The organism is Flavobacterium sp. JP2137, assembly GCF_050562195.1.
Taxonomy (GTDB): domain Bacteria; phylum Bacteroidota; class Bacteroidia; order Flavobacteriales; family Flavobacteriaceae; genus Flavobacterium.
On record NZ_CP191647.1, the window covers coordinates 2,945,934 to 2,970,138 of the forward strand.

23 protein-coding genes and 1 tRNA gene are annotated in these 24,205 nt (G+C 35.8%); 17 read left to right on the forward strand and 7 right to left on the reverse strand.

The window, feature by feature from the left end; all coding sequences use genetic code 11:
• Positions 1–85: 85 nt before the first annotated feature.
• Positions 86–1,000, reverse strand: coding sequence for a bestrophin family protein (locus ACQZ43_RS13090; protein ID WP_430613124.1), 915 nt, complete (start codon positions 998–1,000; stop codon positions 86–88).
• A gap of 699 nt (positions 1,001–1,699) precedes the next feature.
• Between ACQZ43_RS13090 and ACQZ43_RS13095 the strand changes: the two genes are divergently transcribed.
• The 3 genes from ACQZ43_RS13095 to ACQZ43_RS13105 are packed head-to-tail and all read left to right on the forward strand — an operon-like array spanning position 1,700 to position 2,958.
• Entirely contained in the window at positions 1,700–2,338 is a 639-nt protein-coding gene (locus ACQZ43_RS13095) for a peroxiredoxin (protein ID WP_430613125.1), read from the forward strand.
• Positions 2,339–2,356: 18 nt separating this feature from the next.
• Positions 2,357–2,665 (forward strand): thioredoxin family protein, encoded by a 309-nt coding sequence (locus ACQZ43_RS13100; RefSeq protein ID WP_430613126.1) that lies wholly within the window; start codon positions 2,357–2,359, stop codon positions 2,663–2,665.
• Positions 2,666–2,700: 35 nt separating this feature from the next.
• The gene (locus ACQZ43_RS13105) at positions 2,701–2,958 is read left to right on the forward strand and encodes a DUF6952 family protein (protein ID WP_430613127.1); all 258 of its coding nucleotides are present in this window, start codon (positions 2,701–2,703) and stop codon (positions 2,956–2,958) included.
• A gap of 68 nt (positions 2,959–3,026) precedes the next feature.
• On the opposite strand, the gene ACQZ43_RS13110 is transcribed toward ACQZ43_RS13105, so the two are convergent.
• Together ACQZ43_RS13110 and ACQZ43_RS13115 are read right to left on the reverse strand one after the other, a co-directional pair.
• Positions 3,027–3,560 (reverse strand): hypothetical protein, encoded by a 534-nt coding sequence (locus ACQZ43_RS13110; protein ID WP_430613128.1) that lies wholly within the window; start codon positions 3,558–3,560, stop codon positions 3,027–3,029.
• Between the two features lie 51 nt (positions 3,561–3,611).
• Complete coding sequence (locus tag ACQZ43_RS13115) at positions 3,612–5,000, reverse strand: MFS transporter (protein WP_430613129.1); 1,389 nt, start codon at positions 4,998–5,000, stop codon at positions 3,612–3,614.
• 248 nt (positions 5,001–5,248) lie between these two features.
• On the opposite strand from ACQZ43_RS13115, the gene tpx reads away from it, so the two are divergent.
• From tpx to ACQZ43_RS13155, 8 genes are all read left to right on the forward strand, one after another.
• Positions 5,249–5,749 (forward strand): thiol peroxidase, encoded by a 501-nt coding sequence (gene tpx / locus ACQZ43_RS13120; protein ID WP_430613130.1) that lies wholly within the window; start codon positions 5,249–5,251, stop codon positions 5,747–5,749.
• Entirely contained in the window at positions 5,749–6,117 is a 369-nt protein-coding gene (locus ACQZ43_RS13125; protein ID WP_430613131.1) for a diacylglycerol kinase family protein, read from the forward strand. The genes tpx and ACQZ43_RS13125 overlap by 1 nt, the downstream gene beginning before the upstream one ends.
• A gap of 22 nt (positions 6,118–6,139) precedes the next feature.
• Complete coding sequence (locus tag ACQZ43_RS13130; protein ID WP_430613132.1) at positions 6,140–8,602, forward strand: DNA translocase FtsK; 2,463 nt, start codon at positions 6,140–6,142, stop codon at positions 8,600–8,602.
• Between the two features lie 6 nt (positions 8,603–8,608).
• Positions 8,609–9,253 carry a LolA family protein gene (locus ACQZ43_RS13135; RefSeq protein WP_430613133.1) on the forward strand — a complete coding sequence of 215 codons (645 nt, stop codon included), beginning with the start codon at positions 8,609–8,611 and terminating at the stop codon, positions 9,251–9,253.
• Positions 9,254–9,261: 8 nt separating this feature from the next.
• A complete protein-coding gene (locus ACQZ43_RS13140; RefSeq protein WP_430613134.1) occupies positions 9,262–10,719 on the forward strand; it encodes an LptF/LptG family permease in 1,458 nt (485 codons plus the stop codon).
• Complete coding sequence (gene ribB, locus ACQZ43_RS13145) at positions 10,712–11,848, forward strand: 3,4-dihydroxy-2-butanone-4-phosphate synthase (RefSeq protein WP_430613135.1); 1,137 nt, start codon at positions 10,712–10,714, stop codon at positions 11,846–11,848. Before ACQZ43_RS13140 ends, ribB begins: the two co-directional genes overlap by 8 nt.
• Before the next feature lie 143 nt (positions 11,849–11,991).
• Positions 11,992–12,076, forward strand: a tRNA-Ser gene (locus ACQZ43_RS13150).
• 330 nt (positions 12,077–12,406) lie between these two features.
• The gene (locus ACQZ43_RS13155; RefSeq protein ID WP_430613136.1) at positions 12,407–13,378 is read left to right on the forward strand and encodes a hypothetical protein; all 972 of its coding nucleotides are present in this window, start codon (positions 12,407–12,409) and stop codon (positions 13,376–13,378) included.
• Between the two features lie 172 nt (positions 13,379–13,550).
• Here the strand turns inward: ACQZ43_RS13155 and ACQZ43_RS13160 are convergent, their stop codons facing one another.
• The 3 genes from ACQZ43_RS13160 to ACQZ43_RS13170 all read right to left on the reverse strand — a co-directional run bounded on the left by ACQZ43_RS13160 (position 13,551) and on the right by ACQZ43_RS13170 (position 15,999).
• Positions 13,551–14,747 (reverse strand): IS256 family transposase, encoded by a 1,197-nt coding sequence (locus ACQZ43_RS13160; RefSeq protein ID WP_430612455.1) that lies wholly within the window; start codon positions 14,745–14,747, stop codon positions 13,551–13,553.
• 88 nt (positions 14,748–14,835) lie between these two features.
• Positions 14,836–15,252: a toxin-antitoxin system YwqK family antitoxin gene (locus ACQZ43_RS13165; protein WP_430613137.1), complete on the reverse strand. Its 417-nt coding sequence runs from the start codon at positions 15,250–15,252 to the stop codon at positions 14,836–14,838.
• 138 nt (positions 15,253–15,390) lie between these two features.
• Complete coding sequence (locus ACQZ43_RS13170) at positions 15,391–15,999, reverse strand: hypothetical protein (protein ID WP_430613138.1); 609 nt, start codon at positions 15,997–15,999, stop codon at positions 15,391–15,393.
• A gap of 516 nt (positions 16,000–16,515) precedes the next feature.
• Here ACQZ43_RS13170 and ACQZ43_RS13175 point away from each other — a divergent pair.
• On the forward strand, positions 16,516–17,109 hold the full coding sequence (locus ACQZ43_RS13175; protein ID WP_430613139.1) for a hypothetical protein: 594 nt from the start codon (positions 16,516–16,518) through the stop codon (positions 17,107–17,109).
• A gap of 62 nt (positions 17,110–17,171) precedes the next feature.
• Positions 17,172–17,453, forward strand: a complete 282-nt coding sequence (locus ACQZ43_RS13180) for an SdpI family protein (RefSeq protein WP_430613140.1) — start codon at positions 17,172–17,174, stop codon at positions 17,451–17,453.
• 508 nt (positions 17,454–17,961) lie between these two features.
• Here ACQZ43_RS13180 and ACQZ43_RS13185 read toward each other — a convergent pair.
• The gene (locus ACQZ43_RS13185) at positions 17,962–18,360 is read right to left on the reverse strand and encodes a helix-turn-helix domain-containing protein (protein ID WP_430613141.1); all 399 of its coding nucleotides are present in this window, start codon (positions 18,358–18,360) and stop codon (positions 17,962–17,964) included.
• A gap of 184 nt (positions 18,361–18,544) precedes the next feature.
• Between ACQZ43_RS13185 and ACQZ43_RS13190 the strand changes: the two genes are divergently transcribed.
• The 4 genes from ACQZ43_RS13190 (at position 18,545) to ACQZ43_RS13205 (ending at position 24,101) form a co-directional block, all read left to right on the forward strand.
• Positions 18,545–20,179, forward strand: a complete 1,635-nt coding sequence (locus ACQZ43_RS13190) for a hypothetical protein (protein WP_430613142.1) — start codon at positions 18,545–18,547, stop codon at positions 20,177–20,179.
• Positions 20,180–20,201: 22 nt separating this feature from the next.
• Positions 20,202–21,734, forward strand: a complete 1,533-nt coding sequence (locus tag ACQZ43_RS13195) for a hypothetical protein (RefSeq protein WP_430613143.1) — start codon at positions 20,202–20,204, stop codon at positions 21,732–21,734.
• Between the two features lie 176 nt (positions 21,735–21,910).
• Positions 21,911–22,381: a JAB domain-containing protein gene (locus ACQZ43_RS13200; protein WP_430613145.1), complete on the forward strand. Its 471-nt coding sequence runs from the start codon at positions 21,911–21,913 to the stop codon at positions 22,379–22,381.
• A 109-nt stretch (positions 22,382–22,490) separates the two neighbouring features.
• Positions 22,491–24,101, forward strand: coding sequence for a hypothetical protein (locus ACQZ43_RS13205; protein ID WP_430613147.1), 1,611 nt, complete (start codon positions 22,491–22,493; stop codon positions 24,099–24,101).
• Positions 24,102–24,205 lie beyond the last annotated feature (104 nt).

The window sequence follows — 24,205 nt, forward strand, 5'->3', positions numbered from 1 at the left end:
CCACAGTGTTGGACAACCCTTTTTTTTATGGTGTAAATTTGCGCGATTGTCCGCGGCTGTTTTTCCAACTGCGCTAGGGGCTTAACTAGGTCAATACAAAGTCGCGATTGTGCGCTTTGACTTCGGGTAGTGGCTTTTCGGCCAGTTCGCACAGGCTGTATTCGATATTCTGACACATATTGTCCAGGGCCAAATCGTTTTCTTCAAAGCCAAAGGGCTCGGAAATTTCGGCAACGATTGCATCTAAGGCAATAAAGGAATAACCGACAAAAGTCACAAAAAACGGCATGGCCCAACTGATGGTGTCAATCAGTCCAAAGGGCAGCATAAAACAGTAGACATAAACGGTGCGATGCAGCAACACAAAGTACACGAATGGAATTCGCGTGTGCAAAATGCGTTCACAACCACCGAGTATCACAGAGAGTTCGTTGATGTTTTGATCGATGCGAATCTTTTCGACCGAATCGATTTTTCCCTCCTTGTGCTGTACGTGCAGCCAGCGGGTCAATTCGTTTAAAATCACTGCGGGTTTATATTTTTTATCGGCCAAGTAATCGCAAAATGCCTCGGGTAACAACCGCCTCATATCCGACATCGCGTCTTGATTGCGCAATTGTCCGTTGAGCGCATAAGAAAATGCGATGATTAGATCTAGGCTGTACGACTGCTCTTTTTTTGAGGTATCGATATAATTCAACAGTTGAAAGGCCAAGGAACGCGAATGAATCACCAGGCTGCCCCATAGCTTACGCCCTTCCCAAAAGCGATCATAGGCCGCGGAATTGCAAAATCCCAAGAAGATAGCCAAGGAGATTCCCATCAGCGTAAAAACGGTAACATTTAGCGGAAATTCCGTCTGGGGAAAATTGATGTGATAGCCGTATACCAGCCAAGAAAAGACAAACAGCAGCAGCAGTATTGGATAAATCTTTTTGAGTACAGATCCCTTCCACGAAAACAACATCCGCAAAATGGTACTTCGATACCTAACAATCATAGACTTCTAATTTGCCGTAAAGTTACAAACAACTCATAAAAAAATCGCTACTTCTATCGGTAGATAAAAATAGCGATCATAGATGCCTCTAAACATCAGAACAACATTCAATATAAATTAAACTTAAAATCAGAAAAAAGAATTAAATCAAATAAAATATTTGACAAAAAATCAATTCTACCCGATTTCTATACAGTAAATATAATTAATTTATATAAAAAAAACAAATGATATACCGTCAAAAATCCAAAAAACCGCCGCTAGCAACGGTTAATATCTCAGTTTCATTATTTTATATCACAAAAAAAAATCAACCAACTTCATCAAAGCAACCCTCCGCTATACACTAGGCATTTTTAACGCCTCCTTCCCCCCAAAAAAGCAACCCAAAACCACAGTCGCGATCCGTAAAAACCTGCCACTATGAATTGTAGTACCCTGATTAATCGCGGCAGTTGATACTGTCGAAATTTTAATAATAAACCGCTATTGACAATCAATAAACTTTTAACTGTTGTGAATTATTCTTATCTTTATTGAGTAATTGCAAAGGAGCGTTGACCACTGGTTTAATTTCAACAAACGATAGAGTTCATCTATTGCGTTATAAAAAATGATAATCGAAAACAATAGCTTTAACTTTTTTGAAGTGGTACTTTTGTAATAGAAAATTAATAGTAATCATAAAAACACCAAAACATGTCATTAGTAGGTAAAAAATTCCCAAACATTACAGTAGATGCTATCTCCGAAATGGGAGATGATTTAAGAATCAACGTATTAGAAGAAGCGACAAAAAAGAATAAAAAAGTTATTTTATTTTGGTACCCTAAGGACTTTACCTTTGTATGTCCTACTGAATTACACGCTTTCCAAGCAGCCTTACCGGAATTCGAAAAGAGAAATACCTTGGTAATCGGCGCATCATGTGACACTAACGAAGTGCATTTCGCTTGGTTAAACACCTCAAAAAACAACGGCGGAATCGAAGGGGTTACCTACCCAATCCTTGCCGATACTACGCGTAACCTTTCTAACGTATTGGGTATTTTAGACGTAGAGAGCACAGAATATAACGAAGACCTGGATGCTGTTATCATCAACGGATCTAACGTAACGTACCGCGCGACTTATCTAATCGATGAAACTGGAAAGATTTTCCACGAATCGGTAAACGATATGCCATTGGGAAGAAACGTAAACGAATACCTGAGATTGATTGATGCTTATGCACACGTACAAACTCATGGAGAAGTTTGTCCAGCAAACTGGGAAGAAGGAAAAGAGGCGATGAATGCCAATAGAGATGGCGTTGCTTCTTACTTAAGTCACAACTAATTTAAAAAAAATAAAAATATGCTAATAGAATTAGATCAAGACAACTTGCAAGAAATTGTAAATTCGAACGAAAAAGTGGTGGTACAATTTTCAGCCTCTTGGTGTGGAAACTGTAGAATCATGAAACCTAAATTCAAAAAATTGGCAACAGAGAAAGAGAACATTACTTTCGTCATTGCCGATGCGGAGAATTTTCCGGAGTCAAGGAAACTAGCCGACGTATCCAATTTACCCACTTTTGCTACGTTTGTAGGGGGAACACTGAAAAATCAGGCCCAGACCAACAAAGCGGAAGTACTCGGTGAATTAGTCAACGAGATCGCTTAATTTTCTATAACTATTAACTCAAAAGTCCTGCTACTATGAAATTACCGATAATCAAACATTTAACTGAATTTATTGAAGAAAACGATCAAGATTACATCATTGAAACCCTTGAAGTGCTCGAAGCACTGACCGAGGTTTCTTCTTTAAAAGACGAGGAATTAGATGTTATAGGTGAATTAATTTCCAATATGTATGGTGCTATTGAGGTCAATAAAATGATCAAGGAAGGCACTAGCAAAAAAGAAGCTTTAAACGCATTTATGCAACGTGTCTTAGGATCCATTGATAAATAAAAAGATTCTTTTATATCAAAAAGCCCTCTTCGGAGGGCTTTTGTATTTTAGAATGCAGTCATCGCGAATTAATGTGTGGGAATTTTAATCGGTTGCGGTCTGGGTTTCTTGCCGTCGAGCAGTTCAAATAGGGCGTTTTCAAAGGGAACGGCTTCTTCCAGGTTCAAGCCCCTCTTTTGAATACCGGCTTCGAATTCTACAGCAATTGAAATGATTTCCGGATTCGCCTCGCTAAATTCACCAGCTGTTTGCGGCTCTTCTACCTGATCGATGAGCAGGCGCAATACGCGCTCGAGCTTGTCCATCTCCACCAAATACGACTTGCTAAACAAGGTGGAGGATTCCCCGTCTTGTCGCTTATAACTCTTGTTTTCAATTTTGTAAAAATCGCCTATCTTCTCGGCTTTTAGCGTGATTTCCTGTACGGTATGCAAGTCCGGATTGTGTATTTGCACCGAAAACGGCCGTATGGCTACCGGCGTCTTGGCGGGTACTTCAGCATCCAACGGACGCAACTCCTTTTTGTCGTTACACGACATCCCTAAAGAACCGATAAACAGCAGACAAGCAACGAGACAGATTTTGTGGTGGGCAATCATCATAAGATTCGATTTTGAAGGGCTAAGCTACGAAAAGTACTGCGATATTTTGGCTTATTTTCGCGTTTTACGATTCAGTAAAAAAACGCCGAATACAACCGTCAACAAGCCTATATTGGCCCAAGTCGTCAGTTGGTAAGCATATAAGTAGGTGGCGTTTCGCGTTAAAGCCTCAAAAAAAAGTCCAACTATAACCGCAATTCCCAGGGCAATAGCTAGCTGCTGCACGGTCAGGTACACCCCAGAAGCGGCACCGACCAACGCATCGGGTATACGCCGAATCGCCACGGTAAGCATACAGGGCAAAACGGTTCCACATCCCAAACCATAAACAAACAAGGTGCCGTAAACCAAGGCGGGATGCACTTCGGCCGTACGAAATACATAGAGGTGTGCCAGCAAACTAAGCACCATAATTCCCAGACCAATCTGTATGAGTTTCTCCTCTAAGCGCTCCAAAAGTTTTACCGCAATTACCGAGGCAACAACATAGCCTATACCTTGAAGCACAAAGTAATACCCCGTTTGCGTGGAAGTGATGGATAAACCGTGTTGCAAGTAAATCGCATGGACGAAAAAGTAGGTATCCTGTACCATAAAGTAAAAGATAACGGCGACCAAACCCCAGTTAAAATCGCTGAATTCAAACACCCTCAAATCGATTAATACAGCCTTGTTATGTCGCTTGCGATACCGCTGATGCACCACAAAAACCAGACTGAGCAAGCCGCTCGTACCCAAAACTATCAAGGTCCACAGCGGCCAATTTTTTTCGCGCCCCTCAATCAGCGGATAGATAAAAGCCACCAACAGCAAAATCAACAGCAGCTGTCCCACAAAATCAAAATCCACGCGACTTTGTTTGTCGCTTTCGGGCAGCAATTTATAACCCCAATACACCGAGAGCAGTCCGACCGGTATGTTGATCAGGAAAATCAAGCGCCATCCCTCTATAAACGTGTGTATATCCGGAAGCAGTCCGCCTAAAAACTGACCGATTACCGAGGCGACCCCAGCTATACTGCCGTAAATGCCGTAAGCCCGCGCCTTTTGATTGGCATCGGTAAACAGCAAGGGAATCAAAGCCAATCCCTGAGGCACCATAAAAGCAGCACTGACCCCCTGCAGCAATCGCGACAAGTTGAGCTGCAGTGCGGTTTGTGAGACGCTACAGCAGGCGGAAGCCAGGGTAAATACCAACATACCAATTAAATACACGCGCTTTTTTCCATAGCAATCACCGGCCTTGCTACCGGCGATTAAAAAGACGGCGTAGCCGATGACGTAAAGCACTACAATGAGCTGCGTATCTGCATCCGAGGCATTTAACGCCGTTTTTATCGAAGGTATAGCGACATTGACGATAAAGAGGTCTATGACGCACAAAAAAATAGCCATGGACACCAATACCAATGCCAACCATTTTTGTCGCGAAGTTTCCATAATACGATTTTAGGAGAAATTGGCAACAAAAATAAAGTTTAATCGACGGTATTGCAAGCGCCCTTGCAGAAAAACTGCCTTGTTATCGCCTAAAAAAAACAGCAAACCGCTCGCGAAAACCCGACACCGCAGCAAAACACCCGCTGCGGCAGATCCCTGCACAAAACGGCCCTATAAATAAAATGAAACCGAAACTTCCAGACTCGGATAAAAATGCCTAATTTTGATTTTTTAAAACCAGATATATTATGGCTACCATTACCTTAAAAAACAATACCGTACACACCTCAGGAGAATTGCCAGCCGTGGGTACCACAGCAGCTGATTTCGAATTGGTTAAAACCGATCTTTCTTCCGTATCCCTAAAGGATTTTAAAGGAAAAAACGTCATCCTCAATATTTTCCCTAGTATAGATACACCGACTTGTTCCGCTTCGGTTAGGCATTTTAATCAGGAGGCATCTCAATTGAAAAACACTGTTGTACTGTGTATTTCCAGAGATTTACCGTTTGCACAAGCCCGTTTTTGCGGTGCTGAAGGCATTGAAAACGTGGTGATGCTGTCTGACTTTAGAACCGGAGATTTCGGGACTAACTACGGTTTAACGATTGTGGATGGCCCGCTAAAAGGCTTGCACTCCCGTTGTATCGTTACTTTAAACAGCGCGCATCAAGTGATTTATCAAGAGCAGGTTAGTGAAATAGCCGATGAACCCAATTACGAAAAAGCAATAGCCCTTTTAAAATAATGGCCGATTTAAAATCGTTTGTGTTGGGAAGGATCAGGAGCGTCAAATATGCCTTTATCGGCTTGTACCGTTTGGTATCCCAAGAACACAGCATTATAACTCAATTGATTATCGCCGGTTTGGCTACCATAGCCGGTTTCTACTTTCAGATTAGCACCACCGAATGGATGATGCAGATATTCTCTATAGGACTGGTGCTCAGTACCGAGGGAATCAATACTGCCATTGAGGAAATGGCCGATTTTATACATCCGGATTTTCACAAGAAAATCGGACTCATCAAAGATGTCGCTGCCGGCGCCGTGACCATATCTGCACTGACAGCACTGATTATAGGTATTATGATCTATTACCCAAAATTGTTTTAAAAAAAAAGATTTTTTTACACTCATGGCGAAGACAAAAAACGAAACGACTAAAAAGAAAACCGATAAAAAGTCCAAGGAAACTCCACTTCCAAATACTTCGGTGATGAACAATAGCAAGTTTATCATTTCGGTGGTACTCATCATTTCGGCTGTAGCTCTGTTACTGAGTTTTATATCCTATTTTATCACCGGTTATTACGACCAGAGCAATGTAGACCTGTTTTCGGAACGCAATGAAATCGTTTACAATTGGCTGGGTAAATTAGGCGCCTATCTCTCGCATTTCTTTATCTACGAAGGATTTGGTTTGGCCTCCTTTATCTTTGTCAAAATATTGATTTATGCCGGATTGTTTCTATTCTTCGGTATAGCGGCCAGCAGATTTAAGAAAATGCTTTTTTGGGATTTGTTTTCCATAGTAATACTTTCGGTAGTATTGGGGTTCTTTTGGAACAGCAATCCCCTCTTAGGCGGAATCATCGGTTTTGAAATGAATATGTTTTTACAGGATTACCTCGGAAAAACGGGAACCATATTGTTGTTGCTGTTTTCCATGGTGGTGTTTGTCATTTTTAGACTCAAGGTCTCCCCTACCGGTTTACGGGACAAAATTCAAGATTTTTCCATTAAAAAAGACAGCGAGGGCGATGCGGATATTGCGGCCGACAGCGAAAGTGTAACCGACACCAAGGAGTCGAATTCGTTTTCCATCACCGCTCCCACTACTGCGGTAGCCCCGGTAGCACCACAAAAACCGCTGACCGTTAGTCCAACGCCGCCGGTTTCTTTAGATTTGGAACACCAAAGCGCCAAACCGACTATCGAACACAGTTCCGAAATCGATTTCCACAAGACTTCCACCGTGAAAGCGCCGCTAGAACACAGCGCAGACAAGCCTCAGGAATTGGTGATTGAAGCCGTTCAGGAAGAGGCGACCATGGAAGAGAATCTCGCCGCGAAACTCGTACAGGATTTTGGGGTGTTTGATCCGACTTTGGAACTGTCCAACTACCAATTTCCGACGATTGAATTGCTCAAGGACTACGGAACGGGAGGCATTACCATCAATCAGGCCGAGTTGGAAGAAAACAAAAACAAAATTGTCGAGACCCTGCGCAACTACAAAATCGACATTGCACAGATTAAAGCCACAGTAGGTCCGACTGTAACCCTATACGAAATCGTACCCGAAGCCGGCGTGCGCATTTCGAAAATCAAAAACCTCGAAGACGACATCGCCCTTTCGCTATCGGCATTGGGTATTCGTATTATCGCTCCTATACCGGGCAAGGGAACCATCGGTATTGAGGTGCCCAACAAAAACCCGTCGATTGTATCGATGCGCAGTGTGGTGGCTTCGCCGAAATTTCAAAACGCAGAGATGGAATTGCCCATTGCCTTGGGTAAAACCATTTCCAACGAGACCTTTGTAGTGGATTTGGCCAAAATGCCCCATTTGCTGATGGCCGGTGCTACGGGACAGGGAAAATCCGTAGGCTTAAACGCCGTACTGACCTCTTTGCTGTACAAAAAACACCCGGCAGAAGTTAAATTTGTCTTGGTCGATCCGAAAAAAGTCGAACTGACACTATTTAACAAAATTGAACGCCACTACCTGGCCAAGCTCCCGGATTCCGGCGATGCGATTATCACCGACAACACCAAGGTAATCAACACGCTAAACTCGCTTTGCGTGGAGATGGACAACCGCTACAACCTGCTAAAGGATGCGATGGTGCGAAACATCAAAGAGTATAACGACAAGTTTAGACAACGTCGATTAAACCCCGAAAACGGACACCGCTTTTTGCCGTATATCGTTTTGGTGGTGGATGAGTTTGCCGATTTAATCATGACAGCTGGAAAAGAAGTAGAAACGCCTATTGCGCGTTTGGCCCAGTTGGCCCGTGCCATTGGTATTCACTTGATTATCGCCACGCAAAGACCATCTGTCAACGTGATTACCGGTATTATCAAAGCCAACTTCCCCGCTAGAATCGCCTTTAGAGTAACCTCTAAAATCGACTCCCGAACGATCTTAGACAGCCAGGGTGCCGACCAGTTGATCGGTCGAGGCGATATGCTATACACCCAAGGCAACGAATTGGTGCGGGTACAATGTGCCTTTGTAGACACGCCAGAGGTGGAACGCGTAACCGATTTTATCGGATCGCAAAAAGCCTATGCCGACGCTTACCTATTGCCGGAATTCTTCGGTGAAGAAAGTGGCACAAGTCTTGATATGGATATCAGTGATCGCGACACTTTGTTTAGAGAAGCCGCAGAAATCATTGTTGTCGCACAACAGGGATCGGCCTCTTTGCTACAGAGAAAATTAAAATTGGGTTACAATCGCGCCGGTAGAATAATCGATCAATTGGAAGCCGCTGGAATCGTAGGCCCCTTTGAAGGTAGTAAAGCCCGTAGCGTGATGATATCCGATTTAGTCGCTTTAGATAACTTTTTTAAAGACGAACAAAACTAAGACCCCATGAAAAAAATAATCACTTGCGTGTTTTTGGCGCTTATCAGCTTTCAGGCTTCGGCTCAAAACAGTGCCAAAGCTAAAGCCCTGCTCGACGAAGTATCGGCAAAAATCAAGAGTTACAACAATATCGCAATCGACTTTAGCTATAGCTTGCGCTACGCCGACGGTACGCCTAATAACGACAGCAAGGGAAACCTGACTACGCTAAAGGATTTGTATGAGTTCAACTTTATGGGTATGACCAAACTCTTCGACGGAAATAAACTCTATACCATAGTACCCGAAGATGAGGAAGTGACGATTTCCAAGTATAACCCCTCGGATTCCGATGCGCTAACGCCATCTAAAATACTGGTGTTTTTCAATACGGGCTATTCCTACACTTGGGACATCTTACAAAACATTCGAGGACGTCAAATCCAATACATCAAACTGGTGCCTACCAACTCGAAATCCAATGTAAAAGAAATCCTATTAGGCATAGACATCCAAACAAAAAACATCTACAACAAGATCGAAGTAAACAAAGATGGAACAAAATCGATTTTAACCATTAATTCTTTTAAAACGAATCAACCTTTGTCGAAAAATCATTTTACCTTTACAGAATCAAAGTATCCTAATTATTATATAAATAAATTAGACTAATTTCTGGAGTGAAAATATTAGACCGCTATATACTAACGACATTTGTATCCACACTGGCCACCGTGTTTGTCATACTTTATTTCATCTTTATCCTTCAAGGGGTTTGGCTATTCATAGCCGATTTAGCCGGGAAGGATTTGGATATTTGGGTCATTCTGCAATTCCTCCTCTTCTACTCGCCTAAGATGATACCGCTGGTTTTACCGCTATCGGTTTTATTGGCATCGATTATGACCTTTGGAAGTTTTGCCGAAAACTACGAGTTTGCCGCGATGAAGTCGTCTGGAATATCGCTGCAAAGAGCCATGCGGGTGTTGAGTATATTTATCACTACCTTGGCCCTGTTGTCGTTTTGGTTTGCCAATGACGTCATTCCCAAATCGGAATACCAGTTCATCAATTTGCGCAAGGAAATCTTGCAAACCAAACCCGCTATGGCCATAGCCGCAGGTCAGTTTAACGACTTGGGGAAAATCAATATAAAAATCGACAAGAAAAGTGGCAAAAAGGGCGAATACCTCGAAAATGTCACCATGCACATTAAGTCCAATGTCGGTTACGAAAACAAAACCGTTATCAAATCGCTAAACGGCGAATTGGTTACCAATGAAGAGTCCAACATTTTACAGCTACACCTGCTCGATGGAAACTACTATGAGGAGATGGAATCCAAAACCTATCAGCAAGCCGTAAAAGAACCGTTTATAAAAACCAAGTTTGAGAAATATACCATCAACATCGACCTAAACAGTTTTCAGAACAATGCGGACGATGGCGAAAAGATTACCAATACCAATACGATGCTCAATGTCAATGAGCTGAACTACACCATCGACTCGCTGCAAACCTCATTGATTAAGGAAAAGGTTTCCAATACGGAAAACCTCTCCCTACGCGTAGAAAGTACTTTTGGCTATAGTAAAAACATCGATGAGAAACGAACTAAATTGGATAAAGCGCCCAAAGACCTCTTGGCGGCTTTTGATCCAAAAGCCCAGTTGCGCATCGTGCAATCGGCCTTGGACAATACCTCAAACCTAAGCTTTAATGCCGAGAGCAATGACAGCGGTATTTTGGAGCGTCAAAAATACATCAACACCCACTACTTGGCCCTACACGAAAAATTTGTAATCGCCTTTTCCTGCTTTCTGATGTTTTATATCGGAGCACCGCTAGGCGCCATTATTCGCAAGGGAGGATTGGGATTGCCCATCGTATTTGCGATATTGATTTTTATCACCTATCACTTTATCAATACCTTTGGAAAAAAAGTAGCACAAGAAGACGGAATGTCTCCGATTTTAGGAGCCTGGTTGGCGTCGTTGGTCTTAACCCCTTTGGCGATACTCTTGACTTATAAAGCGACGAACGACAGCGGAATGTTCAATATGGACAACGTTTTACTGCCCATTCAAAACGCGTTTAAAAAAATATTTAAAAAAAACAAACCCACTAATCATGTCTAATTCTAATATACAACTCAATACTATAGAGGAAGCGATTGAAGATATCCGTCAAGGAAAAGTGATCCTTGTAGTAGATGATGAAGATCGTGAAAACGAAGGCGATTTTATTGCCGCAGCAGAAAAAGTAACACCGGAAATGATCAATTTCATGGCTACACACGGACGTGGATTAATCTGTGCCCCCTTAAACGAAAAGCGCTGTAAGGAGTTGGATTTACACCCTATGGTGAGCAACAATACCGTTTTGCACCAAACCGCTTTTACCGTTTCGGTCGATTTAATCGGTCACGGTTGTACGACGGGCATCTCGGTGCACGATCGCGCCAAAACCATAGCCGCTCTAGTCAATGACGATACCAAAGCCGAAGACTTGGGACGCCCAGGACATATTTTTCCTTTAATCGCCAAGCAAGGAGGCGTTTTAAGACGAACAGGACATACCGAAGCTACGGTAGATTTGGCCCGTTTGGCCGGATTTAAACCCGCAGGTATCCTGGTCGAAGTACTCAACGAAGACGGCTCTATGGCTCGCCTTCCTCAATTGATTGAAGTGGCGAAGAAATTTGACCTCAAAATTATCTCTATAGAGAATTTGGTGGCCTACCGCATGAAACACGATAGTCTGATCGTTAAAAAAGAAGATTTCGAAGTGGAAACCCGCTTTGGAACTTTTAGACTGAGAGCCTATTTGCAAACGACGAACAAACAGGTGCATTTAGCCCTGACCAAAGGATCGTGGAACACCGGCGAATCCATATTGACCCGCATCAATGCCTCTACCGTATACAACGACGTTTTAGGCGCGCTAAGCGGCGATTTGGACGAGAAGCTAGAATCTGCCTTCCAAGCAATTAATCAGGCGGGAAAAGGCGCTATATTGTTTATCAATCAAGAGCTGCAAAGTTCCAACCTGCTCAACCGTTTGGCTTATTTAAAAGAGCAACAACAAGCGACAGCAGCGATAACAGCCCCCAAAATGCCGTCTGACAATAAGGACTACGGCATAGGTGCGCAAATCTTACACGATTTAAACATCAGCAAAATCAAATTGATGACCAATTCGGAGCAAACCAAACGCGTTGGTATGACGGGTTACGGCTTGGAAATTGATGAATACATCACTTTTTAATAAAAAAAATACCGCGCTAAAGCGCTTACCGCAAATTAGTTAAAAAAGACACCTAAATAAATTGCCTTTTTTATGGCATTAAAGTTTGTTTAAGTCGAAAAAGCCCCTATATTTGCACTCGCAATTCAGTGATGAAATGCACTGGAGAAATGGCAGAGTGGTCGATTGCGGCAGTCTTGAAAACTGTTGACTGTAACAGGTCCGGGGGTTCGAATCCCTCTTTCTCCGCAATAAACACTGATACTTAATCAGTTAAAAGATAAGCACCCAATTTTACACCCAAAAATGTAAAGTTGGGTTTTTTTATATCTTTTATTTAAGTAGATTTGTTACTCTGATTAAAATTATTATAATATTTTGTTAATTGTATTTTCTGATACTTAAAAAAGCGGATATGAAAAAAAATCAGTATATGATTTTAATTATCATTAGTTTCACATTAACTAGTTGTCAAAAATGGGTGGAATTTGAAACTAAAAGATTTTTATATGGCTTTATACTTACTCTATTAATTGGAGTTGTAGGATATATTCTTTCTTTATTTAAAAACAATAAAAAATGAAAAAACTAATTTTACTCTCACTTCTTTTTATATTTTCTTGTTCAGAAAATACAAAAAAGGAAAATCAATTTCAATACTTCATAGATGTTGATATTAATGGAGATTATACAAGTTACTTCGAGAAACTTTCAGATGAATATAAAGATGCGCTTAAGTTTAAATATAAAACTACTGAGATAGGAATAGTGTATGATAGTATAATCGAAGAAAAAAAAGAATTTCATAATTTTATAACTAATAATGAAATTATATTAAAAAACTTTATTATCGATAGTATTGAAAGCACTGAAGAAAACTATAGATTGATAAAATATCGCGTTAGTATGTACGACACGAAGCAAAATGCTAAACTTTTCAAAGATAGAATTCTGATAGAAAGTACATATAATGGAGAAAAAAAGTATACTCCATATGATCTTAAGTTGACACCTAAAATTGATTCTATTATAAATGACAGAATTTCTTCTAACTTAATAGTAAAAGCTCATGATTTGCTAAAATTTAAAGAATATAATAGTAACAATTCTGATTTCGAGAAAATAAAAAATAGATTTAGCAAGTATGTTAGTTATCTCGAATCAAATGACTTGAAATTGTTAGAGTTTATTTATCCCCCTATTTTAGAAACCCTTCTTATAAATAGTAATCAAACAGAATTTACTCACAAACAGAAATTAGAATTAATAGAATACATAATAAGTAGTCGAAATTCTCAAGAGATGAAATTTAAGAGATTTCTTATTAATCAATTTGATGAAATAGATTGCATAGCTCAAAAAGAATCTTATATACTTGATTATGCAATAGATATAGAAAACAATATATATATTCAAGGAAAAGCAATAGTAATAAAGGATAATAATAATTTTTATTTTATAGAAGCTGATTTAGAAGAGCTTAAACAGAATTTTGAGAATATTTTTGATCAAAATACTATTGATTGTTTGGAATTTTTATTAGGAAAATAATTTACATTGAGAGAAGTATAGTATGTATTAATAAGTGGGATAAATATCTTAGGGAAAATTGATTGTAAAAATAAACCTCCTCTTGGTTTATATAAAAGTAAATTAATATATTAAGGCACTGTCTCTTAAAGTGTGTAAGTTAAAAAATAAAGCTTGGGTTAGGTTCTACTTTTTAGAGTCTAACCCTTTCTTGATATAGGATTAAGAATTGGTCAATAATAACACCCCAGTTTCTCACAGGCATTGACCATTTTTTAGTTGCTTCTCTTACAGCCAAATATACGGATTTCATGACAGCTTCGTCTGTAGGGAAGGATAATTTATTTTTGGTATACTTCCTTATTTTACCGTTTAGATTCTCAATTAGATTGGTGGTATATATGATTTTCCTAATATCTACGGGGAATTCAAAGAATACAGTAAGATCTTCCCAGTTGTTTCTCCAGCTTTGGATGGCATAGGAATATTTATGTTCCCATTTAGTAGCAAAGTCGTTTAGAGCAGCTTCAGCCGCTTGTTTGGTTGGAGCATTGTAAATCGCTTTCATGTCTGTAGTAAATTGCTTTTTGTCCTTCCAAACAACGTATTTACAGGCATTTCGTATCTGATGTACAACACAGATTTGTGTTTTAGATTCAGGGAAAACAGTGCGTATGGTGTCAGTAAAACCGTTTAAGTTATCAGTTGCGGTAATTAAAATATCTTCAGTTCCTCTGGCTTTCATATCGGTTAAAACACTCATCCAAAAGGAAGATGATTCATTTTTTCCAAGCCATAGTCCTAAGACCTCCTTACGTCCATCACGTTTTAATCCTACTGCGATATAGATGGTTTTATTAATTACTTTAGAACCTTCTCTAACTTTAAATACAATACCATCCATCCAAACAATTAAATAAACAGGCTCTAATGGGCGATTTTGCCAAGCTACAATATCAGAAGTGATAGCATCAGTTATACGAGAAATAGTGGACTGAGAGACATCAAAATTGTAAACCTCTCTGATTTGTTCTTCAATATCAGAAACGGACATCCCTTTGGCATAAAGTGATACAATAACGTTTTCTAGGCCTTCTACCATACTTTTTCGTTTAGGGATAAGCATGGGGTTAAAACTTGCATCACGGTCTCTAGGGACCTTTATTTCTTCTTCGCCGTAACTGGTCTTTATCTTTTTGTTAGAATAGCCATTACGCGCATTATTTCCCTTTCTTGAATCATGCTTATCGTAATCCAGGTGAGCATCTAACTCGCCTTCTAGCATTTTTTCAATTCCTCGCTTTTGCAGGTCTTTTAGGAAGCTTTGGAGTTCTTCTCCAGTTTTAAACTGTTTGAAAAACTCATCTGGGAATAGGTCTTTTGTTTTCATAACTGTATAAATATTAAATATATAAAAAAATTCTGCTCGGTTTTAACCCAAGCAGAATTTCATACTTACACAGTTTTTGGTACAGTGTCTATATTAACTGACCATCTTTATAATTCTCTACACTTTCAATATTACCATTTCTATCGTAGCCATAAGCTTTACCATTGGGCTTACCATTTAAAAAGTTCATTTTAGCTTCAATATTACCATTGTCATAGTACATTATTAGTTCCCCATGTGGCTCACCATTTAAAAATGTTGATGTAAGTTTTTTCTTTCCATTGCTGTAATAAGTAATCGATTTTCCTTCAAGTTTTCCATTTTTAAAGCTTTGTTCGTACTCAATATTGCCATTTAAATGATAAGTGTAAGCTTTGCCACTGTATGGTGTAGTACTGTAATAAAAAACCCCATTTTTATTTTGAAGTTTATTAAAATTTATTTCTTGTGAGAAAACAATTAAAGATGACAACAATAATAGAATACTAAAAACACTTTTTTTCATAATGATTCTTGTTTTACATGAAAAACAAATTTATTTATTATTTACTTAAGAATTTACATACAAATAAAAATACATCTGTCGAAGTAGTTGTATATACACAATTAGGGAATGGAGCTTTTCACACTCCCTGAACTAAATTTATTTTCTTTTATCTATGAAATCAAATTTTATATTATGATATGTATATTGTCCTTCTTCTAACCAAGAATCCCCTGAAGAAAGAATTAATCCGTTTTTTATTACTGTTCCTTCCCATCGTAATTGATTTATTACAGATGTTGTTTTATAACCATCTATATCATATGAGTAGTAATCAAAAACCATAAAAATTTCATTTTTTCTAAGTAGGTATTTACATGAGTCTTCACTTAAATCTTCATCTGTAAATGCTGATAAATCTTTTTCAATTTCAGTGAAATCATCTTTCTTCCATTCTTCGTATTCAGCTATTGTAAGATTCTGCCATAGGTAAGAAAAACCATTTTCGCTAAAGACTAAAATATAATATAATTCAATATAGCCTCCTTCATTGCTTTTTAATCTATGCTTTCCTAAATAGTAACCATGAAAACGTAAAGTGGCTGATGTACTAAAATCAAGCCCTTTACTATTTTCAATTACAATAGCTTCTGAAGGATTCTTCTGTTTGTACTCTGCCCAATCTCGATTTGTTTTGTTTGTAAAATAAGAGTCATAAATAAATTTTAGTATGATACCACCAATTATAATGGTTATAAAGTAGAACATAAGTAAAAAATTAAAATTTGAAAACGAAGGTATAACTTTTCACTTGATTCCATTATATTTTTTTTAACAATATTTTTAATCAAAAACTGATTTAGGTGTATTAATTCATTTTTTGAGGTTCATGAATATTTCATATCTCGATTTATCAATAGTGTTTTTAACAGCCACATACATCGAAAAACCTGTTGTTAAAACTAAGAAAATGTTCAATACAATCAAGTATAATAACCTCTTAGAGCTAACAGCCTTGTGAACCTTCAAAAGCTTTTCATTGTTTTTTGTTATCTCTCGATGAAATTCTTCAAAGTCATTTAGTAATCGTTGACGTTGTTCTTTTTCAATCTGTCATAGTTCAGCATCATTTACTGTTATTTTGATATTTATTTGAATACATTTATAGCTAGACATATATTATATCAAGTTGTAGGTTCCTATTTATATAAGTACTTTAAAAAGAAGTAAAACTGTAAAAGCACCTTTACAGTTTTACTTCTTTAAAAAAACAAAGGAACCGTTTTGTTACATTGGTGGATTAGCGTGAGTTTTTTTATGTTTAGTCCTAGTATAGAAGGAGGGGGTCAATTGATCAGTATACTCACTTTCTTTTTAATTCCTATTGGAATTTATGATAAAAGGAAATGGCATTGGAGTATAAATCATTCTTTAAATAATGTTTATAGCGGTATATTTATAAATTCTTTTTATATAATAATTAGAATACAAATTGCAATAGTTTACTTTCAGGCTATGGTTGATAAATTAAAAGTCTCAGAATGGAAAAATGGTACAGTGCTTTACTACTGGTTTGAGGATAATGTCTTTGGACTTAATCATTTTGTTAAAGAATTCGTCTTGACTTTAATGACCAATTATTACGTGATATCACTTATGACTTATACGGTCTTGGTTTTAGAATTGTTATTGGCAATGGCTATCGTTATACCGTTTAAGACAAGAAGAATTTTGTTATATTTAGGTATATTATTTCATTTTTTCATCTGGATTGTACATGGATTACCTACTTTTTTCCTGACAATGACTGGTGCTTTAATTATTTATATCATACCGTTTTATAAAAACATAGATTTAAAACATAAAAATTTTAATTAACCATGATACAGTTTTATTGTTTACTATTTGCGGTGTTTATGTTACTGTTTACTCTTTTAAGTATGAAGTTCACTAGTGAAAAGAGAAGTTTTTTTGGTTATAAGACTAAAAGATCTATGAAAAATGATACTGTATGGAAATATGCTAACAAAATTGCAAATCGGGTACAACTCGCAAATGTAATTATCTTCATTATAGCAAATTTTATTTTGTTTCATTTTACTTCTGAGACACTAGCTTTTAATATTTTAATGATATTTTTTACAGTAGCTTCAATTTTAATTATTCCAATAGTCGAGTTATGCATTAATAAAAAATTTGATCATGACGGAAATTTAAAATGATTTCTCGTTATTGTTAATATGCGATACATAGTTTTGAGCTAAATTAAGTTTCGTATTTATTAAAGATTTTTTAATTCAACTTGAAATTTTTGATTTGTATGTTAAAATCCAATCAACATTAGATCAAAAAAAAGACATTGTCCAAAAACTATGTAAATAGTTAAAAATGACTTGGGTTAGTAATTCTATTTTGACACAATCAGAAGGCCTACTTTTATCGATAAACTGTCTTTACAAACACAAAACTCTCCATATATTTGAGAGTTCTTATTTATAACGTAGACCACGCGAGAGGACTCGCGCGGTAGCGTATCCGGATATTTTTAATACTCGCGCACCAGCGGGGGGAATATATTCTGAATCATCTAAATATTCTTAAATTAGGTGTAATAATTCCTTAGCATCAGTAATCTCTGCTTGTCTAATTAAAGCTTTTATCTCTTTTTTTTGTAGAATCTGTTGTTAAATAAATTTCATTCTATACTTTTAGATAAATATGTAAACGTCCCTATTCACTTGAAAGCAGTTTTTCTAAATAAGCTACCTTTTCTTTTTCTGCTTCTAATAAACGCTCATAAAGTTTTTTATTTTCTTCATGCGCTTCTATTAATTTATCAAGTGGATTAAAAGTGCAGAAGTTGTTATATATTGGGCTGTCCGTAATAGTGCTATTTATGATATTCATTACTTTATCATCAGAATATTCCTTGATAGCTTCAACAGGTACTTCTAATATCTTAGCAATACTTTCCAATTTAGAATCTTCAACAGATTCACTGTTTTCTATAATGGATACTTGTTGCTGACTAACGCCTAAAAGCTCAGCTAAGGTTATTTGCTTCATTCCTTTTATTTCTCGGATTCGACTAATATTTCTTCCTATATGTTTTTGAGTGGCTGTTGTCATGGCTTAATCTGTTTAGGAGTTTTACAAATATACTAAAGAGGTTTTCTAAAACCTATTGTGTATCTATGTGTAATAATAGTGTAAGATACTAATTTTCAATTGTATTATACAAGTAAAATTAGTTCTATACCGCTAAATCCATTGCAAACTTTGACAGTATTAATAATCAAAACACTGTTGACGTATGAAGACTAAATTAGAAATCAACGAATTACAAGGTATTCCGCTTGTCGTTCAAGAGAAACTTCTCCATGAGATAAATAATGGGAATGTTGAATTAATTTTTGCAACAAGTCCGCATTTCTCAACTATTAATCAAATAACGGTTATTCTGAATAAGGATATACCAGAGGCTAAAAGGCAAGAACTGCAAGAATCTTCTTGGACTAAAGAAGTGTTTAAACAGTTTGGTGTAGTTGTCACGTTTTGTATACACATCGTATTTCCATTTAAAAGTGATTATCACCTTACTTATCTATCTCTTTATCTAAATCCACAGTTTATTATCTACTCTCGCAAAGACAATAGTTGGGGAAGTTTATTACAGAATTTTTATACTTTCTCCATTAGAAGACAACTCTCTCAACTTGATAATTGGGTATTAGAAATAAAGCAAAAGCATGAGGATTATAAAGTCCGTTTTATTGCTTCACTTGTTCAAGAGAAGCAATTTCAGGCTGTATTTATTATGTATGTGCATATTATACGCTTTTATCTTCACAGCGTTCAAAGTATGCTATTTCCTAAAAACACTATAATCTTTAATTCAGATGTTGAGCTATTGGAATCAATAGAAGAAAACTACCCAGAACTAAGTCAAATCTTTATTAATAATGACATTGATAAAATGTATCTGTGTAATCTGTTAGATGCTGATTGTAAAACCGAGATAACATTTGAAGAAAATGATTTTGCTAAAGTTGAAAATATATGTACTGTTATACAAGGACAATTCGAAATAGCAGTCAATAACTTCTTTATCCCAAGAATTGAGTATCTATTAAGCGATCTAAAGGGAAAGCAAATCTTCTGTAAAGTAGAATATGAACAGTTTATGCTCGATGCGGTAATTAAAAGGCTTCTTCAAAGCTATGACATAGACTTAGTCTATTTGATAGAAAGTAAAGTTTCTAATGATTCTATGGAATTCCTCTTGTTTATAGTCGGTAGTGATATCAAGATTCAAATGGAACAACACATATCAACCTTAATCAGAAATCACTTTAATCAGCGCGTGGAAATTACTTGCCTGTTACATAAAACTACCTGGATAGAGCGTCATGGCACGAAATTCTTGCCTTTTATCTACGAGCGTATCACAGATGCTAATGTAATATACAGTAGAACCCCAAAAAAACATTCTAAGTTTATTCTTCCTGTTTTTGAACTGCCCGAAGATACCGATAGCTCTTATTGGCAAAAGGACTTTTGGAAACTATGCCAAGATAACTTAGAGAGTCAATGGTTGCAGATGGATTTGTTTAGTTTTTCTATCTATCAAATCGGACATGTTGCACAACTAGGAAGTATTTTTAAGCAATTGTGTCTTACATTCTTATATAAGAAGCTAAACTATGTACCTCATTTTGCCAGTCCTCGTTACTTGTGGAAACTCGTACAATGGGCTGATCGAGATTATAGCAATGAATTAATGAGTATTGAACAATCAGATGCTTTTTTCTCTTTTCTAAATACAAAACTGCCCTACTTTCCAAGACAATCAACCTCTGCGAATAATCCTTCCCAAGAGCAGTATTTAAACACATTACGCATTTGTAAAGACTTCTACAACCGCATTAAAGAACTATATACCAATTAAAAACCCTTAAATATTTTAAATTATGGAAACTAAATTTCAATTATTACAAGAGCAGAAGTTCCCTGAGAACCTTGAGAAAGAGCTAATAAGTAGTATCGCGAATAAACAAGTTACTACTATTTGGTATGGAGGAGTTTACACTTCTTCTAATAATCTTGAAGTACTCTGGCTTCGCGTAAAAGACAAAGAAGTGGCTGCTAAGGTATTTAGTAAAGAATATACTAAAGGACTCTTAGAAGATAATAATTATTATATTGTATTATTAGATGATAACGATTTTGAATTACAAGATAAAGCAGGTAGAGCATTTACAAAATTAGGCTTAGGTGATACGCTTTTACTCTATAAAGATGATAATGTAGAATTACCAAGTAGTTATTGTTATTCTTCTGATGTAAAAAACTTCAAGCTTAGATACATAGAAACCTATAATCTTCTATCATCATACAGTAGTGGTATTAATAAAGATGAAGAGTTTGGCGCTACTTATTTCTATTTGAAATTTTTCGAACATGATGTAGGGACTATTGAAACTATGCTCTTTGGGACTATTAATGTACAGTGTAATCTAACAGAAAGATTGTTATTACTCGAACAAGTATTTCCTCAGATAAAGACACTACTTGTGAAAAACAAAGAGAACCTATTCTATATATTAGAAGCAATCGATAGAGATCCTGAATCTGCACGATTTGATGATTGGGCGTTGGCACTTGAGAAAGTTCAATTGAAGTTACATACAATGGTTATACAGCTACTTGATAAGTTTGAGTTTGACGTAAGACCTTATAAAATAAAGCCCAAGATAAAAGAAAAAAAGAAAAAGGCATTCCAATATATAGACCAATTATTACCTCTGACTACGGTCAAAGGAGTGGAAGAAATCTATAAATTTCACGAAACACTAACTTTCCTAAATGAAAGAACAATCAAACATTTTTACCTTTTAGTGCTTACTACTGAAGAAGAAGCTGATGAAGTACAAAAAGTAATTGATCGTTTTAGCTGTAAAGATGATGATGTTAGATTTACGATTATCGCTCACACAAGACTTTTCATACAAGAGTACAGTTTTGAAAACATACACTTTTTTGAAGATGTAGTCAAAGAAGAAAACATAATTTATTCCAACGGATACTATCCTTCGATTCATTGGATGGATAACTATGATTGCGATTATGGTGAGAGTGTGTTTAGGCTGAAATATCCACTTTCAAAGATTAATAAGCTTATTAAGAAGAAGATTGTTCAAGCTAAAAAAGAAAGTTTTATATCTACCAATAAACTACATAGGTGCTTATATATAAAGCTACAGATGTATATACTTGTTCACACAACCTTTTTACCCCATACTTCAAATCTAAATACTTTACTCGGTTTAGCTTTGTATGCGAATAATGAAAATGCACCTAAATTAAATGGGTTAATTAATCAACTAGATTCTTTTTTGCTTACTTATACTCAGAAGAATATCCAGCAGAAAGACAATAATCTAATTTTAGATAGCTCTACTATTGATTCATTAAAGCAGTTTTTAGATTTTATAGATGCATAAAGGAAATGGGATATTTTTATTAAAAATTGCACAAATTTAGGCAATGATTAGCGGTTCGCTAACAAGAAATTCCCCCATAAATGCTTGACTAAAGTCTTCGCTTTATTGCGTTGCTTCTTGCGCTTGCTAAGCTATTACCGATTGTAGTTCCCTAATTAATTTAAAAATTTAATATTATGGAAACTAAAGTTTTACAAACAGATTGGCTGGTAGCCTCAGAAGTAGAATTAATTTACAAATCAAAAGTAAAGGCTTCACAACGGCCTCAGATTTCATCTTCAGACAAAGCGTATCAAATAGCTTTAAAAGCCTGGGATAACAATAAAATAGAATTATTAGAACAATTTAAAGTTCTGATTCTTTCGAACAGTAATAAAGTACTAGGAGTTTTAGAAGTATCCTCTGGAGGAATAACTGCTACTGTTGTGGATATAAGAATTATCTTCTCGGCTCTTTTAAAAGCCCATGCAACCGCTTTTATATTACTTCACAATCACCCTTCAGGAAATTTAACTCCCAGTGAAGCTGATAAGCAGATTACTAGAAAAATTAAAGAAGCAAGCAAAATACTTGACATCTCTCTTTTAGATCATTTAATTATAACCTCAGAAGGATATTACTCCTTCGCAGATCAAGGCGCCTTATAAGCGTCTTTGTTATTTGAAGTTTTCATTGATATAATAGTTCATTGATATTTTTTTTTATCGAACAATGATTTCTGTATTTTAGACAAATAAATCAAAAAATTAATGAATCATGAAAGAGTTTGGGATAGTCTATGGTTATTATGAAATCTTTAAGAAACAAGTTCCAACTGACAATTTTATTTTTTTAAGAAAATACTCTACAAAAAATATTCTGATAAAAATTGCTGAAATAAATGCTATTATCTTGAATTTCAATACTCCAGATTCTAATTATAAAATATTTGAAGACGTGTTTTTTGGCGACTTATCAATTGTAAAAGAAAATATTGACGATTTAGATAATAAGTTAAGATCAGGCAGTTTTTTTGTTTCACAAAACATATCAGAACTCATTAAAGAAGTATTAAGCAATTATAATGAGATACAACAAAAAGATATTCCCTATTCAGAATTTGCGCTTGATCTATTCAAAACAATTCTTATTTATAATAAAAAGTATAATGATAACTTTAAAATAGAGAATAATTTAAGTAGTTTTAAAGATGTATTTACACTAAGTGTATTACAACAAGGATATATAAGATCGACTCATCCAATCGTTTACTTTATAAAATTTGCATTGATATGTAAATTTCTAAGTATTGATACAGAATTAAAAAAATTAACTGCTAGTTTATGCGAAAAATATGATATTGGTAATCCTTGGAATATTTGCAAGTTTTTATTGGATGTATATATTCAACCCGATAAAAACAACTTAACTTTTGTTTTAAGCAAAAACTCTATACCTACCAATTTCCTAAAAGAATGGTATCTTACTAAAGATTTTCTTTCAAAAGAAAAAAAAATAACATTGAATTTTACTATTATTCCAAAACCTTTATTTGAAATTACGGAAGATGAAATAATAGTACTTGATTTTGATTATTTTCAGTATACAATTAATCAAGGATTTTTTTTCCGCTTTTTTGAATATAATGGAAAACCAAAATCTAGTTGGAACGCCTTTCAGACGTATCTCGGAAAGAATTACTTTGAGGATTTTCTATGTAAGCTATTACTAGAAAAAACATTTAAACATAAGAAACAAATTGTTTATGGTGATAAAAAATATCAAGATTTTCTGGTAAAAACATCAACTTCTGATTTACTTATTATTGAAGCAAAAATGACTAGTATACATCCTAATACTTTAGAAGACTTTAACTTTGAAACATATAAACTCGAAATAGAAAAAAACCTACTTTCACAAAAAGAAAAACAAGGTAAAAATAAAGGTGTTTATCAACTTTTGAATCAAATAAAACAGCTAAAAGATACCAAAAACCAAATTGAAGTGACCGAAATTTTAGATATAAAAAACATAAAGAGGTTAAATATCTATCCCATTTTACTCACTGATGATGTAAATTATAATATTTTAGGAACTAATGAATTTATTAATGAACAATGTTCTGATGAATTTACATTACTCAAAAAAGATTTTCAATCTATAAAACCTGTTTTAATTTTAAACGTATCTACATTGATCGAATTTCAGGGATATTTCAGTTCGGATAAAAACTGTTTTACTCAATTAATAAAGGAATATTTCAAGGAAATATCAAATCAAAAAAGACAATTTAATCTTAATAAAAATGGATATAGATATTGTAAATCAATGCAGTCTTTTGACACCTATTTGCAGAGAAAATTAAAACAAAAAAAAAGTCATTTATGACTTTGATACTTTTGCCAAGAATTTTAGCCAAGAATTAACCTTTATAAACTTTTAAATTCTTCTCACGACGCTTATCAAAGTTGTCTTATGCTTTTAGATCATTT

Excerpts from the sequence above, each read along its gene's own strand:
- ACQZ43_RS13125 (WP_430613131.1), top strand. The coding sequence starts at position 5,749 with ATGGCCGATTTAAAATCGTTTGTGTTGGGAAGGATCAGGAGCGTCAAA.
- ACQZ43_RS13100 (WP_430613126.1), top strand. The coding sequence starts at position 2,357 with ATGCTAATAGAATTAGATCAAGACAACTTGCAAGAAATTGTAAATTCG.
- ACQZ43_RS13110 (WP_430613128.1), bottom strand. The coding sequence starts at position 3,560 with ATGATGATTGCCCACCACAAAATCTGTCTCGTTGCTTGTCTGCTGTTT.
- ACQZ43_RS13190 (WP_430613142.1), top strand. The coding sequence starts at position 18,545 with ATGAAGACTAAATTAGAAATCAACGAATTACAAGGTATTCCGCTTGTC.
- ACQZ43_RS13115 (WP_430613129.1), bottom strand. The coding sequence starts at position 5,000 with ATGGAAACTTCGCGACAAAAATGGTTGGCATTGGTATTGGTGTCCATG.
- ACQZ43_RS13130 (WP_430613132.1), top strand. The coding sequence starts at position 6,140 with ATGGCGAAGACAAAAAACGAAACGACTAAAAAGAAAACCGATAAAAAG.
- ACQZ43_RS13205 (WP_430613147.1), top strand. The coding sequence starts at position 22,491 with ATGAAAGAGTTTGGGATAGTCTATGGTTATTATGAAATCTTTAAGAAA.
- ACQZ43_RS13180 (WP_430613140.1), top strand. The coding sequence starts at position 17,172 with ATGAAGTTCACTAGTGAAAAGAGAAGTTTTTTTGGTTATAAGACTAAA.
- ACQZ43_RS13195 (WP_430613143.1), top strand. The coding sequence starts at position 20,202 with ATGGAAACTAAATTTCAATTATTACAAGAGCAGAAGTTCCCTGAGAAC.
- ribB (WP_430613135.1), top strand. The coding sequence starts at position 10,712 with ATGTCTAATTCTAATATACAACTCAATACTATAGAGGAAGCGATTGAA.
- ACQZ43_RS13095 (WP_430613125.1), top strand. The coding sequence starts at position 1,700 with ATGTCATTAGTAGGTAAAAAATTCCCAAACATTACAGTAGATGCTATC.
- ACQZ43_RS13200 (WP_430613145.1), top strand. The coding sequence starts at position 21,911 with ATGGAAACTAAAGTTTTACAAACAGATTGGCTGGTAGCCTCAGAAGTA.
- ACQZ43_RS13105 (WP_430613127.1), top strand. The coding sequence starts at position 2,701 with ATGAAATTACCGATAATCAAACATTTAACTGAATTTATTGAAGAAAAC.
- ACQZ43_RS13185 (WP_430613141.1), bottom strand. The coding sequence starts at position 18,360 with ATGACAACAGCCACTCAAAAACATATAGGAAGAAATATTAGTCGAATC.
- tpx (WP_430613130.1), top strand. The coding sequence starts at position 5,249 with ATGGCTACCATTACCTTAAAAAACAATACCGTACACACCTCAGGAGAA.
- ACQZ43_RS13135 (WP_430613133.1), top strand. The coding sequence starts at position 8,609 with ATGAAAAAAATAATCACTTGCGTGTTTTTGGCGCTTATCAGCTTTCAG.
- ACQZ43_RS13160 (WP_430612455.1), bottom strand. The coding sequence starts at position 14,747 with ATGAAAACAAAAGACCTATTCCCAGATGAGTTTTTCAAACAGTTTAAA.
- ACQZ43_RS13170 (WP_430613138.1), bottom strand. The coding sequence starts at position 15,999 with ATGTTCTACTTTATAACCATTATAATTGGTGGTATCATACTAAAATTT.
- ACQZ43_RS13155 (WP_430613136.1), top strand. The coding sequence starts at position 12,407 with ATGAAAAAACTAATTTTACTCTCACTTCTTTTTATATTTTCTTGTTCA.
- ACQZ43_RS13090 (WP_430613124.1), bottom strand. The coding sequence starts at position 1,000 with ATGATTGTTAGGTATCGAAGTACCATTTTGCGGATGTTGTTTTCGTGG.
- ACQZ43_RS13165 (WP_430613137.1), bottom strand. The coding sequence starts at position 15,252 with ATGAAAAAAAGTGTTTTTAGTATTCTATTATTGTTGTCATCTTTAATT.